The sequence below is a fragment of the Lysobacter brunescens genome, from assembly GCF_042677005.1.
Classification (GTDB): Bacteria; Pseudomonadota; Gammaproteobacteria; order Xanthomonadales; family Xanthomonadaceae; genus Lysobacter_I; species Lysobacter_I brunescens.
Map to the genome: position 1 here is coordinate 1,329,493 of NZ_JBHTIF010000001.1, position 17,587 is coordinate 1,347,079.

15 protein-coding genes are annotated in these 17,587 nt (G+C 69.3%); 8 read left to right on the forward strand and 7 right to left on the reverse strand.

What is annotated here, in order from left to right; genetic code table 11:
• The first annotated feature begins 14 nt into the window (after positions 1–14).
• The 5 genes from ACFQ0E_RS05705 (at position 15) to ACFQ0E_RS05725 (ending at position 7,190) form a co-directional block, all read left to right on the forward strand.
• Positions 15–1,877 carry a M48 family metalloprotease gene (locus ACFQ0E_RS05705; protein ID WP_386822711.1) on the forward strand — a complete coding sequence of 621 codons (1,863 nt, stop codon included), beginning with the start codon at positions 15–17 and terminating at the stop codon, positions 1,875–1,877.
• 61 nt (positions 1,878–1,938) lie between these two features.
• On the forward strand, positions 1,939–3,828 hold the full coding sequence (speA, locus tag ACFQ0E_RS05710) for an arginine decarboxylase (protein WP_386822712.1): 1,890 nt from the start codon (positions 1,939–1,941) through the stop codon (positions 3,826–3,828).
• Between the two features lie 234 nt (positions 3,829–4,062).
• On the forward strand, positions 4,063–5,205 hold the full coding sequence (locus ACFQ0E_RS05715; protein ID WP_386822713.1) for a sensor histidine kinase: 1,143 nt from the start codon (positions 4,063–4,065) through the stop codon (positions 5,203–5,205).
• The gene (locus ACFQ0E_RS05720; protein WP_386824050.1) at positions 5,205–5,966 is read left to right on the forward strand and encodes a LytR/AlgR family response regulator transcription factor; all 762 of its coding nucleotides are present in this window, start codon (positions 5,205–5,207) and stop codon (positions 5,964–5,966) included. The genes ACFQ0E_RS05715 and ACFQ0E_RS05720 overlap by 1 nt, the downstream gene beginning before the upstream one ends.
• 108 nt (positions 5,967–6,074) lie before the next feature.
• Complete coding sequence (locus tag ACFQ0E_RS05725; RefSeq protein WP_386824052.1) at positions 6,075–7,190, forward strand: acyltransferase family protein; 1,116 nt, start codon at positions 6,075–6,077, stop codon at positions 7,188–7,190.
• 27 nt (positions 7,191–7,217) lie between these two features.
• On the opposite strand, the gene ACFQ0E_RS05730 is transcribed toward ACFQ0E_RS05725, so the two are convergent.
• The 6 genes from ACFQ0E_RS05730 to radC all read right to left on the reverse strand — a co-directional run bounded on the left by ACFQ0E_RS05730 (position 7,218) and on the right by radC (position 12,604).
• Positions 7,218–8,066: a hypothetical protein gene (locus tag ACFQ0E_RS05730; protein ID WP_386822714.1), complete on the reverse strand. Its 849-nt coding sequence runs from the start codon at positions 8,064–8,066 to the stop codon at positions 7,218–7,220.
• Positions 8,067–8,103: 37 nt separating this feature from the next.
• Entirely contained in the window at positions 8,104–8,853 is a 750-nt protein-coding gene (locus ACFQ0E_RS05735) for an SDR family NAD(P)-dependent oxidoreductase (protein ID WP_386822715.1), read from the reverse strand.
• Between the two features lie 49 nt (positions 8,854–8,902).
• Positions 8,903–9,232 carry a hypothetical protein gene (locus tag ACFQ0E_RS05740; protein ID WP_386822716.1) on the reverse strand — a complete coding sequence of 110 codons (330 nt, stop codon included), beginning with the start codon at positions 9,230–9,232 and terminating at the stop codon, positions 8,903–8,905.
• A gap of 101 nt (positions 9,233–9,333) precedes the next feature.
• On the reverse strand, positions 9,334–10,113 hold the full coding sequence (locus tag ACFQ0E_RS05745) for an SPOR domain-containing protein (protein WP_386822717.1): 780 nt from the start codon (positions 10,111–10,113) through the stop codon (positions 9,334–9,336).
• Positions 10,114–11,835 (reverse strand): arginine--tRNA ligase, encoded by a 1,722-nt coding sequence (argS, locus tag ACFQ0E_RS05750; RefSeq protein ID WP_386822718.1) that lies wholly within the window; start codon positions 11,833–11,835, stop codon positions 10,114–10,116.
• A 94-nt stretch (positions 11,836–11,929) separates the two neighbouring features.
• Positions 11,930–12,604, reverse strand: a complete 675-nt coding sequence (gene radC, locus ACFQ0E_RS05755; protein ID WP_386822719.1) for a RadC family protein — start codon at positions 12,602–12,604, stop codon at positions 11,930–11,932.
• Between the two features lie 125 nt (positions 12,605–12,729).
• On the opposite strand from radC, the gene coaBC reads away from it, so the two are divergent.
• The 3 genes from coaBC (at position 12,730) to ACFQ0E_RS05770 (ending at position 16,802) form a co-directional block, all read left to right on the forward strand.
• Positions 12,730–13,941, forward strand: a complete 1,212-nt coding sequence (coaBC, locus tag ACFQ0E_RS05760) for a bifunctional phosphopantothenoylcysteine decarboxylase/phosphopantothenate--cysteine ligase CoaBC (protein ID WP_386822720.1) — start codon at positions 12,730–12,732, stop codon at positions 13,939–13,941.
• Between the two features lie 25 nt (positions 13,942–13,966).
• Complete coding sequence (gene dut, locus ACFQ0E_RS05765) at positions 13,967–14,425, forward strand: dUTP diphosphatase (protein ID WP_386822721.1); 459 nt, start codon at positions 13,967–13,969, stop codon at positions 14,423–14,425.
• 70 nt (positions 14,426–14,495) lie between these two features.
• On the forward strand, positions 14,496–16,802 hold the full coding sequence (locus ACFQ0E_RS05770; RefSeq protein ID WP_386822722.1) for a phosphomannomutase/phosphoglucomutase: 2,307 nt from the start codon (positions 14,496–14,498) through the stop codon (positions 16,800–16,802).
• A 76-nt stretch (positions 16,803–16,878) separates the two neighbouring features.
• Here ACFQ0E_RS05770 and ACFQ0E_RS05775 read toward each other — a convergent pair whose 3' ends face one another.
• The gene (locus ACFQ0E_RS05775) at positions 16,879–17,571 is read right to left on the reverse strand and encodes a hypothetical protein (RefSeq protein WP_386822723.1); all 693 of its coding nucleotides are present in this window, start codon (positions 17,569–17,571) and stop codon (positions 16,879–16,881) included.
• Positions 17,572–17,587: the final 16 nt, after the last annotated feature.

The window sequence follows — 17,587 nt, forward strand, 5'->3', positions numbered from 1 at the left end:
GCCTGGAGACCGGAATGCGCGAGACCGCCGACGAACGACGACGCAAGGCGCGGGTGGCGCGGCTGGAAGCCGAGTCCCGGGAGGCGCCGGCGGCCTATCGTCGCCGGGTCGCCCTGCTCGCGGCCCTGGGCTATGTCGTGCTGGGTGCGCTGGCACTGCTGGGATTGGGCCTGCCGGTGCTGGCGATCGGGGCGATGTTCGCCACCGGCCGGGAATGGGACGTGCAGGCCTCGGTGGGGATCATCGTGCTGCTGGCGATGGGCGCGGGCGTGCTGCGCGCGTTGTGGGTGCCGGTGGCGCCGCCGCCGGGCTATGCGCTCTGGGCCGATCACGTGCCGGAGCTGGCGGCCGAGATCGAGCGCCTGCGCCGCGAGGCCGGTGCGCCGCCGCTGGACGGCGTGGTGATCGACGCCGAGCTGAACGCGGCCGCCGTGACCTGCCCGCGCATGTTCGGACTGCTGGGCGAGCGCCGCTATCTCGTCCTCGGCCTGCCGCTGCTGCGCCTGCTCGACCGCGACGAGCTGCTGGCGGTCATCGCCCACGAATTCGGCCATTTCCGCAGCGGCAACGGCCGGTTCATGGCCTGGATCTACCGCCTGCGCCTGCGCTGGTGGCGCATGGCCGAAGCGGTGGCGACCAGCGGCCTGCTCTCGCCGCTGCTGCTGTCGCGCTTCTTCGCCTGGTACGCGCCGCATTTCGACGCGGTCAGCTTCGTGTTGGCGCGCGAGGAGGAGTTCGAGGCCGACGCGGTCGCGCGGCGGCTGGTCGGCCACGGGCCGCTGGCGACCGGGCTGATCCGCCTGGAACACGCCTCGGCCTGGCTCGACAAGCGCCTTCACCGCCCGATGGCCGACCGCGTGCGCGGCCAGCCGAAGCCGCCGCTGTCGATCAGCGCCGAACAGGCACGTCTGCTGCGCGAACTGCCGCCGCTGGACGTGGCCCGGGTGGTCACCGCTGCCGAGCGGGAGCACGATGTCGACGACACCCATCCGGTGCTGTCGAAGCGGCTGGCGGCCGGCGACGGTGTTCCCGAGGCCGTGGGGCCTGGCACCCCAGTCGTGCATTTGTTGGGCGCGCCACTGCTGGCCGACATCGAGCGCATCCTCGACGCGCAGTGGCGCGAGCGTCTGCAGGCGCGCTGGGCCGAGGCGCATGCCGCCGCCGAGCCCGAGCGCCAGCGCCTGGCCGAACTGGAGCGCGACGGCGGGCCGGCCGAGGCCGATCTGCTCGCCCATGCCCGACTGTCCGAGACCCTGCGCCCCGAGCAGGATCCCCTGCGCCTGTACCAGCAGGTGCTGGCCCGCCTCCCGGACAACCCGTCCGCACTGTTCCGGGTCGGCGTGCTGCGCGTGGACGCCGGCGACCCGGAGGGCGTCGCCCAGCTGGCGCGGGCCATGACCCTGGACCCGGCCGCGATCGTCCCGGTGTTCGAGCGTCTCGATGCCTGGCGTCGCGATGCCACCGTGGCGCCAGATCTTGCGGCCGCCCTCGAACGGCTGCGCGAGACCTTCGCCGCGCAGGCCGCCTCGCTGCAGGCCCGCGATGGCGTCGACGTGGACGACGAACTGGTCGCCCACGACCTTGATGCTGAGGCGCTGCAGGCCCTCTCCGGCAGCCTGCGCGCGCTGCCGCAGGTCGCCGAGGCCTGGCTGGTGCGCAAGCGCCTGGACCTGCCCGGCGAGGCCGCGCACTACACCCTGCTGGTCGCCTGGCGCGGTTCGGTGGCCAGCGAGGCGGCCGGGCTCAAGCGCCTGGTCTCGGCCCTGCGCCTGCCCGGCAGCGTCACCGTCTTCGGCGATGGCGACTCGGCCCGGCGCGCCCTGGCCCGGCGGGTGCGGGCGGTCTGCGGGACGCCGGTGTACCGGCGGGGGCGCTGACCCCGTGCAGGCGGCCGCAGGCCATACAATGCACGCCCCCCTGCCGTCCGGAAGCACGCCCATGACCGCCTGGTCGATCGACCAAGCCCGCAAGACCTACTCGATCCCGCACTGGGCCGAGGGGTATTTCGACATCGACGCACGCGGCCGCATCGTCGTGCATCCGCGCGGCGCGCAGGCCCCGGGCGTGGCCTTGCCGGAGGTGGTCGACGCGGCCTTGTCGAGCGGCGCGAAACTGCCGCTGCTGGTGCGTTTCCCGCAGATCCTCGGCGACCGCCTGGGCAAGCTGCAGGCGGCGTTCGCGCAGGCGCAGCAGGATTTCGACTACACCGGCGGCTACACCGCCGTGTATCCGATCAAGGTCAACCAGCACGCCGGCGTGGCCGGCACGCTCGCTTCGCACGCGGGCGAGGGCTTCGGCCTCGAAGCCGGCAGCAAGCCCGAACTGATGGCCGTGCTCGCGCTCAGCCGCCCCGGCGGCCTGATCGTCTGCAACGGCTACAAGGACCGCGAATACATCCGCCTGGCGCTGATCGGCCGCAAGCTCGGCATGCAGACCTTCATCGTGGTCGAGAAGCCGTCCGAGCTGCCGCTGGTGATGGAAGAGGCGAAGGCGCTCGGCGTGACCCCGGGTCTCGGCGTGCGCATGCGCTTGGCCTCGCTGGGCGCGGGCAAGTGGCAGAACAGCGGCGGCGACAAGGCCAAGTTCGGTCTCTCGCCGCGCCAGGTGCTGGACCTGTGGAAGACCCTGCGCGATGCCGGCATGGGCGACTGCCTCGGCCTGCTGCATTTCCACATGGGCTCGCAGATCAGCAACGTCCGCGACATCGCCAACGGCATGCGCGAGGCGACCCGCTATTTCGTCGAACTGTCGAAGCTGGGCGCGAAGATCAGCCATGTCGACGTCGGTGGCGGCCTCGGCATCGATTACGAAGGCACGCGCTCGCGCAGCTACTGCTCGATCAACTATGGCATCCACCAGTACGCGTCGAGCATCGTCCAGCCGGTCGCCGAAGCCTGCGAGCAGTACGGCCTTACGCCGCCGCGCCTGGTCACCGAATGCGGCCGCGCGATGACCGCGCACCACGCCATGCTGGTCACCAACGTGTCGGAGGTCGAGCGCGCACCGGAAGGCCGCGTGCCGCCCGCGCACGACGACGAAGCGGCGGTGATCCGCCATCTGCGCGAGATCCATGCCGAGATCGAGACGCGCCCGGCGGTCGAGCTGTTCCACGAAGCCCAGCACCACCACAGCGAAGGCCTGTCCCTGTACGCACTGGGCCAGATCGACCTGGTCGCGCGCGCGCGGCTCGACGACCTGTTCTACGCCATCGCCCACGCGGTGCGCGCGCGCCTGACCTACGACGAGAAGAGCCACCGCGACCTGCTCGACGAGCTGAACGAGCGCCTGGTCGACAAGTACTTCGTCAACTTCAGCCTGTTCGAGTCGATGCCCGACGTGTGGGCGATCGACCAGGTGTTCCCGATCACCCCGATCGAGCGCCTGGACGAGCGTCCGGAGCGTCGCGGCGTGATCGCCGACCTGACCTGCGACTCCGATGGCAAGATCGACACCTACGTCGAGAACGAGGATCTGGACAGCTCGCTGCCGCTGCACGCGCCGCGTCCCGGCGAGCGCTACCGCATTGGTTTCTTCCTGGTCGGCGCGTACCAGGAAATCCTCGGCGACATCCACAACCTCTTCGGCGACACCGACGCGGTCGAAGTGCGCTGCGACGACGAAGGCTTCCGCATCGTGCAGCAGCGTCGCGGCGACACCACCGACGTGATGCTGGACTACGTCGGCTACAAGATCGACGACCTGCGCAGGATCTACCGCGCCAAGGTCGGTGCCGTCGATCTCAGCAAGAGCGAGGCCGCCCGCCTCAACGAGGCGCTGGAGAACGGCCTGACCGCCTACACCTACCTGAGCGACGAGCCGCTGGGCTGAGTCCGCAGGCGCGTCCGGCACCCGTCGGACGCGCCATCCACCGTTTCGGCGCAGCGTCCTGCCTCGGAACCTCAGTCTCGGCCATCCCTGTGTTGAGATGCGGTGTTGCTCGGCGATGCGGATGTCATGATCGGATGGTTTTTTTGGATGGTCTGTTGCCGCATGGGCGCCTTCCGGATGATGGCCGTGCTGCCCGTTCATTCCCCGCTGGCATCGCGATGAGGCCGTCCCTCGATGTCGTCATTCCATCGCCGCGCTGATCCGTCCCCGCGCCGCATGGCCGTGCTGCCGGCATGGCTGCCCTTGCTGGCGGGTCTGCCGGCCTGTGCGTCGCTGGCGCTGATGGTGCTGCTGGAGCTCGATCGCCCCCGCGCGGCTGCCTACGGCACGCTCTACATCGCGCTGTGCATCCTCTGGATGCCGCTCCTGGCATGGCTGCAGCGCAGGCTGTGGCGTCGTGGCATCGCCTGGTGGACGCTCGCGCTCACGGTCTTCGTGCTGACCTACGGCATGTCGGTGGTCAACAAGGGGTTCGGTTTCGTGCTCGGATGGTCGATGGGCTGGAAACCCGTGTCCGAGTTCCGCGTCGCCGGCATGTTCGAAGGTCTCGAATCCTGCTGGCTGGCCTTGATCGCGTTCTGCGCGACCCATGCCGTGCTGATGTATGCCTTCGAGCTGCGCGACGAACAGGCGCGCCATGCCGAGGCTCGCGCCACCGCGCGTGACGCGGAGCTGCGCGCGTTGCGCTACCAGTTGCAGCCGCATTTCCTGTTCAACACCCTCAATGCGGTGTCCGGGCTGGTCGCGGAAGCGCGCAACGCCGAGGCCCAGGCGATGATCGCCCGGCTCGGCGATTTCCTGCGCGCCACGCTCGATGCCGATGCCTCGCACGAAGTCGCCCTGGCCGAGGAACTGGCCAATGCCGAAGGCTATCTCGACATCGAGCGCGCGCGGCTCGGCTCGCGACTGCAGGTGAAATGGCGCATCGGCGCCGACGTGCTGCGCGCGCGGGTGCCGACGCTGCTGCTGCAGCCGCTGATCGAGAATGCGATCCGCCACGGCATCGCGCCGCGACTGACGCCTGGCCGGCTGGAGATCGCCATCGATCGCGTGGACGATCGCGTGCGCATCCGGATCGAAAACGATACCGGCGACACGGCGCCGCCGGTCGAAGGGTCCGGTGAGCGCATCGGCCTGCGCAATCTCGCCGAGCGCCTGCACGCGCTGTACCCGGGCGACCACGCCTTGCGTGCCGAGCGCGTCGCCGGCGGTGGTTTCCGGGTCGAGCTCGATCTGCCGTACCGTGATGGCGCCGCTCGCGATGGGGCAAGTCATGCTGGGCAATCGCTCTCGGCCATTGCGGAGGCGAAGCCGTGATGCGCGTGGTCATCATCGATGACGAACCGCTGGCCCGCAGCGGCCTGCGTGCGCGCCTGGCCGCGCATCCGGACCTGCAGGTCGCCGCCGAGTACGCCGACGGGCCGGCTGCGATCGAAGGACTCCGCGCAGTACCGGTGGATCTCGCCTTCGTCGATGTCCAGATGCCTGGAGCCTCGGGGCTGGATGTGCTTGCGTCGTTGCCCGAGCCGGTGCGACCGATGGCGATCCTGCTGACCGCCCATGACCGCTTCGCGGTGCGGGCCTTCGCCCTCCGTGCGATCGACTACCTGCTCAAGCCGGTCGACGATGCGCGCTTCGAGGAAGCGCTCGACCGTGCCCGCGAACTCCATCGCTGGCGCTGGCAGTCCGCGCCGACGACCGCGACCCATGTCGCATCCGCCTCGGCCCGTGTGCGCCGATTCGAGGTGCGTGTCGGGCGTCGCATGCGGTATGTCGATGCCGATGCGATCGCGTGGATCGAAGCGGACGGGGATTACGCTTGCCTGCATGTCGATGGACAGCGCCATCTCGTCCGCGACACGCTCGGCAGGCTGATGGAGAAGCTCGATCCCGCCCGTTTCGTCCGCGTCCATCGTTCGGCGATCGTGCGCGTCGATTGCATCGACGAACTGCAGCCGCTGGCGAACCGCGACGCCATCCTGCGCCTGCGCGACGGCACGCCGGTGCGTGCGAGCCGCAGCTACATCGATCCGCTGCTGCGAAGGCTCGCCGGCATGGATCCCGACGGCGTCGCGTAACGGGCGTCACGCTGCGTCGCGCATTCCGCGCGACGCATAGAATCCTTCGCTTCGCGAGCCGCATCTCGCTGCCCGCACACCGAGACCGAACTCATGCACGTCCCGCCCATCCGCCTGCCAGGTCTCGATTCGCTCCGCGCCATCGCGGTGGTCTGGACGATGCTGTTCCATTCCTTCCTTGTCGGCGGCCTGGGCGACGACTGGCAATGGGCACAGCAATACGGCTGGATGGGCGTCGACCTGTTCTTCGTGCTCAGCGGATTCCTGATCGGCCTGCAGGTGCTCGCACCGCTGGCGCGCGGCGAGCGCCTGTCCTTCAGCGATTTCTACCTGCGCCGCGCATTCCGCATCCTGCCCGCATTCTGGGCGGTGCTCGCCGTGTACCTGCTGTGGCCGGGATTCCGCGAGGCGCCGGGCATGGAGCCGTGGTGGAAGTTCGCCTTGTTCTTCGTGAACCTGTCGATCGACTACGGCAGCAACGCCGCGTTCTCGCATGCGTGGTCGCTGTGCGTCGAGGAGCACTTCTACCTGCTGTTCCCGATCCTGGCGCTGGGCTTCGCCCGCCTGCGCTCGGGGATCGCGCTCGCGCTGTTCTGCGTCGCGCTGGTGCTCGGCGGCATCGCGCTGCGCAGTGCGATCTGGCTGCATTTCGACGCATTGGCCCCCGACTACAACTGGTTCGTCGAAGAGATCTACTACCCGACCTGGAACCGGCTCGACGGCCTGCTCGCCGGCGTGCTGCTCGCGGCCTGGAAGACCTATCGCCCGGCGTCATGGGGTCGCGTCGCTGCACGCGCGAACCTGGTGTTCATCGTCGGTCTTGCGACGATGGCGCTCAGCTTCTGGCTGTTCCGCGAGCGTACCGGCCTGCTCGGCAACAGCATCGGCTGGCCGGTGCTGTCGCTCGGGCTTGCGATGCTGGTCTTCGCCGGCACGCAATCCGGCAGCTGGATCGGCCGTCGCGCGTTCCCCGGCGCAGCCTGGCTTGCAGCCGTGTCGTACAGCCTGTACCTGGTGCACAAGCCGGTGTACGGACTGGTGGCGGAACATCTGGGCGACGTACTGGAACGCATCGGCAACGGCTACGTCACGTTCGCGGCGTACGGCATCGCATCGCTGCTCGCGGCGGCGCTGGTGTATTACGCGGTGGAGCGGCCGGGGTTGCGGTTGGGCAGGCGTTTCAGAGCAGGCAGGGTGCCGCATGCAGCGGTGCCGACGCACTGAATATCCATGCGCTGGCCGGTCAATCATTCAGGGCGGCGGTGGAGAAGATGTGCTATCCGGCGCAGCGGGCTCGACCACATGCGCATGCTCGCTTCTTTGCCATTTGGACTTGTTTGCCATCACGAGATAGAAGCGATACGAGGCTAGATAGGCAAGATGAGTCGATGAAGGCCTGTTCTTCGCATCTTGGGTGACGCACTCGACAGGAATGTAGTCGCCAACCAGCTGAGGGGCGATGCTGCTGGCGGGCAATATGTCCTGGCGCGCCGTGCAGGTGACGAGTGGCCCATTGACCACTTCCTCAATCGTGCGGTCGCGGATGTAGTCGCCTTCGACTCTCCGCGTCGATTCGGCGTCGACACGGTAGGTGAAATGCTGCCCCGGTGTGATTCCGCAAAGCGACGGCGCCGTCGTTTCGAGACGTATCATCCTGCTTCGATTGGCGAACGCGACCGTCGAACTGGTGTGGATGCCGATGCCGACGACACTGATGAAGCCTTTGTTAGTCGTGCTTGACTGGCTGACGCTGACCAGAGGGAGAAGGCCGCAGAGGGACAGGCTCGTGCCGGAGCCTCCTGCCTGGCCTTTGCGGAAGCCTCCAGTGCCCTCAACGTGATGAAGGCGATTTTCGAGCATCCTGTAGCGGATCTTCTCGTCGTAGTAGACCTTCATTCCAAAATTGCCCTTGTTCCAGATCGTCTGTGTCGACGACATGGCAGCGGGCATGGGCAACACAGGTCCGTTGCCGATATGCGGTTTCAGCGATGTCATCAGCTCTTCGCTGATGCTGTAACTTTCTTCGGTCGACTGCGCTCGGCTCGTTCCGGCCGCCAATGCGGTGAGCGACAGTACGAGTACTGCGGCGATGTTCTTCATTTCGGCCACATTGCTTGATTGAGCGACATCGATGCGTTCAGGAATCCCGCGCCACCTGGAATCCCGCGAACGACTGACGCACCGGCATCACTTCGATGCGGTTGACGTTGAGGTGCGGGGGCAGGTTGGCGATCCAGAACATCGTCTCGGCGATGTCTTCGGGGCGGATCGGGTCGGCGCCCTTGTACAGGGTGTCCGAGGCGCCCTGGTCGCCGCTGGTGCGGACGAGGGTGAACTCGGTTTCGGCCATGCCCGGTTCGATGCTGGTCACGCGCACGCCGGTGCCGTGCAGGTCGCTGCGCAGGCCGAGCGAGAACTGCGAGACGAAGGCCTTGGTGCCGCCGTACACATTCCCGCCGGTGTAGGGATAGGTGGCGGCGACCGAGGAGATGTTGAGGATCGCGCCGCGCCGCGCGATCAGGGTCGGCAGCAGGGCGTGGGTGAGCGTGGCCAGCGCGGTGACGTTGGTGTCGATCATCTGCTTCCACTGCGCGAGGTCGGCGCGCTGCGACGGCGCGGTGCCGAGCGCGAGGCCGGCGTTGTTCGCCAGCACGTCGATATCGCGGAAGTCGGCAGGAAGTGCGTCGAGCGCGGCGCGCATCGCGGCCTCGTCGCGGATGTCGAAGGCGGTGGTGTGGATGCGCTCGCGACCGAGCGCGTCGGCCAGCGCGTCGAGGCGTTCGGCGCGGCGGCCGGTGGCGATGATGCGCCAGCCGGCGCCGTGGAAGCGTTCGACGGCGGCACGGCCGAACCCGGAGGTGGCGCCGGTGATGAGGATGGTCTTCATCCGCCGATTGTAGCGGGCATGGTGTGGCGGGCAGGCGGTGGAAGCCCGATCAGTGAAGGGTATGTCGACGCCGGCTGCGGTGGGTCTTGCCGCGCGTGGCCTCGCGGGTCTCGCGGTGGCGCGCCAGCATCGCTTCCGCGAGGCGGATGTCGTGGGCGGAGACGCCGCTGGCGCGGGCCAGGGCGAGGCGGGCCTCGATGCGGCGTTCGTCGGGCTGGGGCAGGAGCAGTTCGCGGATGGCGTCGCGCATCGCGGCTTCGCCGCCGCGTCGCTGCTCGCGGCGCCTGCGCTGCTGCAGACGCGCCAGCAGGGCGTCGAAGACGGGCTTGAAGACTGGCCTGAACAGGGAGGGTCGGAGCAGGGCGGCTTCGAGCGTCATGGCGTTCTCTCCTCTTGGGACGAGAGTATGCCGCCGGGGCGTCTCACGGATCGCGACCGTGAGACGCAAAGCCCTTTTATTTCAGTGGCTTGGGATCGATCTTACTTGGCCTTGACCGCCATCGCCGGCAGGCCGCCGCCGGCGAGTTTCTTCTTGGCTTCGGCCAGTTCGGTGGCGCTGCCGTAAGGGCCCATGCGCACCCGATAGACCGTCTGGCCCTGGATCTGGGCGGACTCGACGCGTGCGCTCAGGCCAAGGAAGGCGATCTTCGCCTTCAGGGCTTCGGCGTCGCCGGAGGCCTGGAACGCGCCGGCCTGCAGCAGGTAGCGGGTGTCGTCGCGTGTCGCCGAGGCGGTCTGGTCCGCCTTGTCGTCCTGCTTCGGCGGCGTTTTGGTCTCGGCGATGGGGGCTGCATCGATCGCGGGCGGTGGCGTCTTCGCGTCGTCGGCCGGCGTCTTCGTCTCCGCCGGGTCCGCAGCGTCTGCGGCCTGCTGCCGTGCCGCTTCCTCGGCGCGTGCACGGGCCGCGACCTCGGTGTCGCTCAGCGCGGTCTCCTCGCCCGAGAGCAGGGTGTAGAAGTCGTACTCCTGCTCCTGCGTCTTGTCCGGTGCCGCGTCGGTGGCCGTGCCTTCCTCGCCACCATCCTGCGCGATCGGCGTCTTGTCGCTGGTCGCGTCGATCGCCGGCGGCTGGGCCTCGGCGTTGGGCTTGGGCCGGAAGAAATCGTTCGCGCTCCTGCCGTCGAGGAACTTCGGCAGGAACAGGAACAGGGCGATGCCCAGGCCCAGGCCGACCAGCATCCAGATGCCACCCGGGATGGCGGTGCTGTCGCCGCCGGAATTGCGGCGGGCCTGCGACTTGGTGTTGCGCTTGCCGGCCATTTACGCGGCCTCCGCGCCGTCGGTGTCGGCGAAGAACATTTCTTCCGGCGCGGACACGCCGAGCAGTTCAAGGCCGTTGGCGAGCACGCGTTGCACTGCGAAGCCCAGCGCGAGGCGGGCGTTGCGGGTGTCGGCGTCGTCGACGAGGAAGATGTTGGCGTTGTAGTAGCGCTGGAAGGCCTGCGCCAGTTCGACCAGATAGGTGGCGATCTGGTGCGGTTCCAGGTCGACGCCGGCCTGCTCGACGATTTCCGGCCAGCGCGACAGGTCGATCAGCACGTCGCGCACGATCGGGTCGGCGATGTCGATCGGCTGCGACAGCCCGGCGTCCAGGTCGAAGGACAGGCCGCGCTCGGCCATCTTGCGCACGACGCCGAAGGTGCGCGCATGCGAGAGCTGCACGTAGTACACCGGGTTGTCGAGCGACTGCGAGCGGGCGAGGTCGATGTCGAACACCAGCTGCGAATCGGGCTTGCGCGCGATCAGGAACCAGCGCACGGCATCGGCGCCGGTTTCGTCGATCAGGTCGCGCAGGGTGACGTAGCTGCCGGCGCGCTTGGAGATCTTCACTTCCTCGCCGCCGCGCATCACCGTGACCATCTGGTGCAGCACGTATTCCGGCCAGTCCTGCGGGATGCCGCAGTCCAGCGCCTGCAGGCCCGCCTTCACGCGCGCCAGCGAGCCGTGGTGGTCGGCGCCGAGTTCGGTGATCGCGCGCTCGTAGCCGCGCTGCCACTTCGTCAGGTGGTAGGCCACGTCCGGCACGAAGTAGGTGTAGGTGCCGTCGGACTTGCGCATCACGCGGTCCTTGTCGTCGCCGAAGTCGGTCGACTTCAGCCACAGCGCACCGCCTTCCTCGTAGGTGTGGCCGTGGGCGATCAGCTCGCGCACGGCTTCCTCGACCTTGCCGTCGCGGTACAGCGAGGATTCGAGGTAGTAGACGTCGAAGGACACGCGGAAGGCTTCGAGGTCGAGGTTCTGCTCGCGGCGCAGGTAGGCGACGGCGAAGCGGCGGATCTCGTCGGTGTTCTCCGGATCGCGCGCGCCGGTGATGACCTGGCCGTCGACTTCGATCGAAGCGCCGTCGAGATAGGCCTTCGCCACGTCGGCGATGTAGTGGCCCTGGTAGAAATCCTCCGACCAGCCTTCGCTGCCGGGACCGAGGCCACGCGCGCGCGCCTGGGTGGATTTCGTGAGGTTCTCGATCTGCACGCCGGCGTCGTTGTAGTAGAACTCGCGCTTGACTGCCCAGCCGTTGGCGTCGAGCACGCGCGCGATGCAGTCGCCGATCGCCGCCGCGCGGCCGTGGCCGACGTGCAGCGGGCCGGTCGGATTCGCCGAGACGTATTCGACGCCGGCGACGCGGCCGCCGCCGCTGGCGTTGCGCCCGTAGCGTGCGCCCTCGGCGTGCACGGCGCGCAGCTGGCGCTGCCAGGCGTTCTGCGAGAGACGGAAATTCAGGAAGCCGGGGCCGGCGATCTCGACCGCGCCGATGCCGTCGTTCTGCGGCAGCGCGTCGATCAGCGCCTGCGCGATCGCGCGCGGATTGCTCTTCGCCGGTCGTGCGAGGGTCATCGCGGCGTTGGTCGCGAAGTCGCCGTGGCTGCGGTCCTTCGGTCGCTCGACGACGAAGTCCGGCGTGGCGAGGTCGGCGGGCAGGATGCCCTGGGCGCGGAGGTTGGCGATGCCCTGCTCGATGAGGGCGCGGAGCTGTGATTTCACGGGGATTTTTCGCGTGCGGGCTGGTGTGCGGCGGTCGGTCATTGTAGCCGACAACCCCGCCGGCTCCGGGACTGTGCGCGCTGCCCCCGCGGCCTCACACCCATCCCCTTGCGGCGAGCGACACCGGGCTGCCGTCGCCGATGACGAAGTGGTCGAGCAGGCGGATGTCGACCAGGGCCAGGGATTGCTTGAGGCGGGCGGTGATGGCGCGGTCGGCGGCGCTGGGATCGCCGTTGCCGCTGGGGTGGTTGTGGCCGACGATCAGGGCCGCGGCGTTGTGGGCGAGGGCGCGGCGTACGACCTCGCGCGGGTGGACCTCGGCGCCGTCCACGGTGCCGCGGAACATTTCCTCGAAGGCGATGGCGCGGTGGCGGGTATCGAGGAACAGCACGGCGAAGACCTCGTGCGGCAGGCCACGCAGCCGCTGCGCGAAATAGCGGCCGGCGCTGTCCGGGTCGCGCAGGGCATCGCCGCGTTCCAGGGCGATGGCGAGGTGGCGGTTGCCAAGTTCCAGCGCGCCGAGCAGGGCGCAGGCGCGGGCCGGGCCGACCATCGGCAGCCGGAGCAGTCGGCTCGGCGGCAGTTCCAGCAGGGCGCGCAGCGAACCCTGCGCGCTCAGCAGGCGTCGGGCGCAGGCGACGACGTCCTCGCCGCGCCGGCCGGAGCCGAGGAACAGCGCCAGCAGTTCGGCGTCGGAGAGCACGGCGGGGCCGTGCTTGAGGAGTTTCTCGCGGGGGCGTTCGTCGTCGGGCCAGTCTCGGATCTGCATGGCGGCGTTCGGGTCGGGGGTGGGATGGGACGCCCATTGCAGCGCTTCGACGAGGGCCCGGCTGTCGGGGTTTGCGTCGTCATCGGGTAAGCTGTCCGCCGGTCCGTTTCGTAGGAAAACCCCGCATGGCGCACTCCCTGGCCGGTCGACGCATCCTGCTCTGCGTCTGCGGCGGCATCGCTGCCTACAAGTCGGTGGAGCTGGTGCGCCGGCTGCGCGAAGCCGGTGCCGAAGTGCAGGTCGCGATGACCGAGAACGCCCAGCGGTTCATCGGCGCGGCCAGCCTGCAGGCGGTGTCCGGCGTGCCGGTGCGCGGCTCGCTCTGGGACGAGGCCGCCGAGGCGGCGATGGGCCATATCGAGCTGGCGCGCTGGGCCGACGCGGTGCTGGTGGCGCCGGCCACGGCCGACGTGCTGGCCCGGCTGGCCCATGGCATGGCCGACGATCTGGTGACGACCCTGTGCCTGGCCACGACCGCGCCGCTGTTCGTGGCGCCGGCGATGAACAACCGCATGTGGCTGCATCCGGCCACGCTGGCGAACCTGGCCACGCTGCGCGCCCGTGGCGTGTCGGTGATCGGCCCCGAGAGCGGTTCGCAGGCCTGCGGCGAGATCGGCCCCGGCCGGCTCAGCGAGCCGCCGGCGATCGTCGAGGTGCTGGCCGCCTCGCTCTCGTCCGGGCCTGACCTGGCCGGCTGCCGCATCCTGATCAGCGCTGGGCCGACCTACGAAGACTTGGACCCGGTGCGCTTCATCGGCAACCGCAGCAGCGGCAAGATGGGTTTCGCCATCGCTGCATCGGCCGCGCGACGCGGTGCGCAGGTGGTGCTGGTCGCCGGCCCGGTCAGCATGCCGACCCCGCCCGGCGTGCGCCGCATCAACGTGCGCTCGGCGGCGGAAATGCACGACGCGGTGCTGGGCTCGCTGCCGGCGGACGTGTACATCGGTGCCGCCGCCGTCGCTGACTACACCGCCCGCGAGATCCAGTCGCAGAAGATCAAGAAATCCGACCAGCCCGACGGTGGCGACACGCTGACGATCGAGCTGGTGCGCACCCGCGACGTGCTGGCCGAGGTCGCGGCCCATGCCCAGCGTCCGCGCGTGGTCGTGGGCTTCGCCGCCGAGACCCACGATGTCGAGCACTACGCCCGCGACAAGCTGGTGCGCAAGCAGCTGGACATGATCGCCGCCAACCAGGTGGGCTGCGCCGGCAGCGGGTTCGAGAGCGACGACAACGCCCTGACCGTGATCGATGCCGAGCGCGTGCATTCTCTGGGTTCGGCGCCGAAGACGGTGCTGGCCGACGCCCTGCTGGACCTGATCCGCGCACGGCTCTGAGCCCGCGCCCCGTCTGGACGATTCGATGCACCACACCCTGCAGGTCAAGCTCCTCGATCCCCGCTTCGGCGACGAATGGCCGCTGCCGGCCTACGCGACCGAGGCCAGCGCCGGCCTGGACCTGCGCGCCGCGCTCGATGCGCCGCTGACACTGGCCTCGGGCGACGCCGCGCTGGTGCCGTCGGGCCTGTCGATCCACATCGCCGACCCCGGGCTGTGCGCGGTGATCCTGCCGCGCTCGGGCCTGGGCCACAAACACGGCATCGTGCTGGGCAACGGCACGGGGCTGATCGATGCCGATTACCAGGGGCCGCTGCTGATCAGCACCTGGAACCGCGGGCGGGAGGCCTTCACCATCGCGCCGGGCGACCGGATTGCGCAGCTGGTCATCCTTCCGATCGTTCGCGCGACCTTCGAGGTCGTGGATACTTTCGCCGACAGCGCCCGGGGGGCGGGCGGCTTCGGCCATACGGGCGTTCGCTGAGCGACGCCGGGGCAGGCGCGCCGGTCCCGCAGGGGCAGGCGCTGGATACTCCAGATTCGGGACCCAATCGATGAAAGACCGCACACGCCAGCAGATCCTCCAGATTCGTCCGGCCCTGCTGCCGATCGCCGCGCTCTGCCTGGTGCTGGCCGTGGTAATGGGCTGGAGCGGCGTGGCGCAGTTCATGCACGACCAGCGCCGCGAGGCCCTGGAACTCACCCGCGACAACGGCATGCAGCTGGTCCACCAGGCCATGCTGCGCCAGCAGAAACAGCTGTCCGAGGCGATGGAGCGGCCGACCGTGCAGGCGGCGCTGGCGACGGGCGACCTGGCCGGCGCCGCGAAGGCGATCCGCACCGGCTGGCCGAACGTGTCGATGGTGCAGGTGTACGGTACCGACCTCGAAGCGGCCTACGCCGAGGCCACGAAGATCGGCTTCGGGCGCCTGGCGGTGCTGGAGTCCGCCCTGGCCGAGAACCGCGTGCGCAGCTGGGTGGTCAGCAGCAAGGGCAAGCCCCATCTGGCGCTGTCCGCGCCGGTGAAGCAGGGCGACCGGGTGATCGGCGTGGCCTTCGCGCAGCTGCCGCTGTCCGAGCTGACGACCGGGCTGGACACCCTCGGCCTCGACGACGACAGCTACCTCGGCCTGCGCCAGAACAGCGCGACCGTCTGGGAGCGCGGCAACATGGAATACACCGGCGGCGCGGAGCGCATGGCGCGCGACGTGTCCGATTCCGGCCTGCGCGTGGTCGCCGCGACCTCGGCCCCGCCCGGGGCGATGGCCGGCCTGGGGGGCATCCCGGCGATGGTGGCCGCCGTGCTGCTGGTGCTGCTCGCCTACGTCGCGTTCCGCCTGAGCCGCCTGCAGCCGAGCAGCGCCGGTCCTGTCGACGATGCGCCCACCCTCATGGAATCCGTGGCCAGCGAGGCAGCGGCGACGCCAGGCGCGGCGGTGCCGCCGCCGATCGACGTGCGCGAGACGCCGAAGTCGCCGCAGGTGCTGATCGAACGCAGCATCTTCCGCGCCTACGACATCCGCGGCGTGGTCGGGAAGACGCTGGATGCCGGCGTCGCCGAACTGATCGGCCACGCCATCGGCTCGCTGATGCGCGAACAGGACCTCGGCGACATCGTGGTCGGTCGCGACGGCCGACTCTCTGGCCCGACGATGGTCGAAGGCCTGGTCGCGGGCCTGCGCAAGGCCGGCGTGAACGTCATCGACATCGGCATGGTGCCCACGCCGGTGGTCTACTTCGGTGCCTTCCACCTGCGCACCGGCTGCTGCGTCTCGGTCACCGGCAGCCACAACCCGCCGGACTACAACGGCTTCAAGATCGTCGTCGGCGGCGAGACGCTGTCCGGCGACGCCATCACCGACCTGCACGCGCGCATCGCCGAGAACCGCCTGCACCAGCCGCATACGCAGGGCACCTACAGCGAGCGCGACATCAGCGCCGACTACGTGCAGCGCATCGCCTCCGACGTGCAGCTGGGCCGCCGCCTCAAGGTCGTCGTGGATGCCGGCAATGGCGTGGCCGGCGAGATCGGCCCGCGCGTGCTGGAGGCCATCGGCGCCGATGTCGAGGAGCTGTACTGCGAGATCGACGGCACCTTCCCGAACCATCATCCGGATCCGAGCGAGCCGCACAACCTCCAGGATCTGATCAACATGGTGCAGCGCCTCGATGCCGACCTCGGCATCGCGTTCGATGGCGACGGTGATCGCCTGGGCGTGGTCACCCGCGACGGCGAGAACATCTTCGCCGACCGCCTGCTGATGCTGTTCGCCGCCGACGTGCTGGAGCGCAACCCGGGCGCGATGATCGTCTACGACGTGAAGTGCACCGGCCGACTCGCGCCGCACATCCTGCGCCACGGCGGCAGCCCGCTGATGTGGAAGACCGGGCATTCGCTGATCAAGGCGAAGATGCGCGAGACCGGCGCGGAGCTGGCCGGCGAGATGAGCGGTCACTTCTTCTTCGCCGAACGCTGGTACGGCTTCGACGACGGCATCTACTCGGCGGCGCGCCTGCTGGAGATCCTCGCCGCCTCGCCGGAATTCCCGGACGAAGTGCTGCACGCCCTGCCCAAGGGTGTTTCGACGCCGGAGCTGAAGATCGAGATGGGCGACATCGATCCGCACGCCTTCGTCGATCGCTTCCGCGAGCACGCCCAGTTCGAGGGTGGGCGCCCGTCGACCATCGACGGCCTGCGCGTGGACTGGCCGGACGGCTGGGGCCTGGTGCGCGCCTCGAACACAACCCCCATTCTGGTCCTGCGTTTCGAAGCCGACGACCAGGAGGCGCTGCTGCGCATCCAGGGCGCGTTCCGCACGCGCCTGCTCCAGCTCAAGCCGGACATGGTGCTGCCGTTCTGAGCCAGACAAGCAACGGGGTCAGGTTTACTTCGGTTTCCGCCCGAAGTGAACCTGACCCCGTCGTTCGTTTTTAGGCTCAGCCGCCGCTGGCGAGCGTCGGCGCCGCGGGTGCGGTCGTCACTGCGGTGCCCTTCAGCTCGCGATAGCGGCGCAAGGCCTGCTCGTATTCGGCCTGCAGGGTGCCGCGTTCGGTGCGCAGGCGCTGCTGCGTGGACACGAGCATGCCCAGCTCGCGATGCTGGGTCAGGATGCGGTTGCGCAGCTGCTTGCCGACCGGCTTGCCGGCCAGCTCCAGGTCGTTGGCCTGGCGGAGCAGGGTGATGAGGCTCTTGTGCAGGTTGGTGTGCGCCATCGAGGACGACTTCAGGCCCTCGTCGACGAGCGCGAAGCGCTCCTGGAAGGCGCGCTGCAGGTCCTTCTCCGTGGTGTAGGACACCACCATCGCCATCTCGCGGCGCAGACGGTCTGCTTCGCTTTCCTGGGCCTTGGCCTGCAGGGCGGCGGCGGCGCGTTCCTCGGCGGTCAGCTCACGTGCGACGCGACTGATCGCCGAGCCGGTACTGGCGCTGAGTTCGGTGCGCTGGTGGCCGACGGCCGAGGCCGGCAGGGTGTCGCTGCAGACGCGGCGGCCGCCTTCGTCCCAGCAGTAGAGTTTCTTGGGCTTGTCCTTCTGCTGCGCGGACGCCGGAGTCGACAGCAGGACGGTCGACAGCGCGGCGGCGAGCAGGACCGTGGTCCCGGAAAGCAGTGAGTTGCGCAGGATGTTCATCTCGCCATCCCCCTGG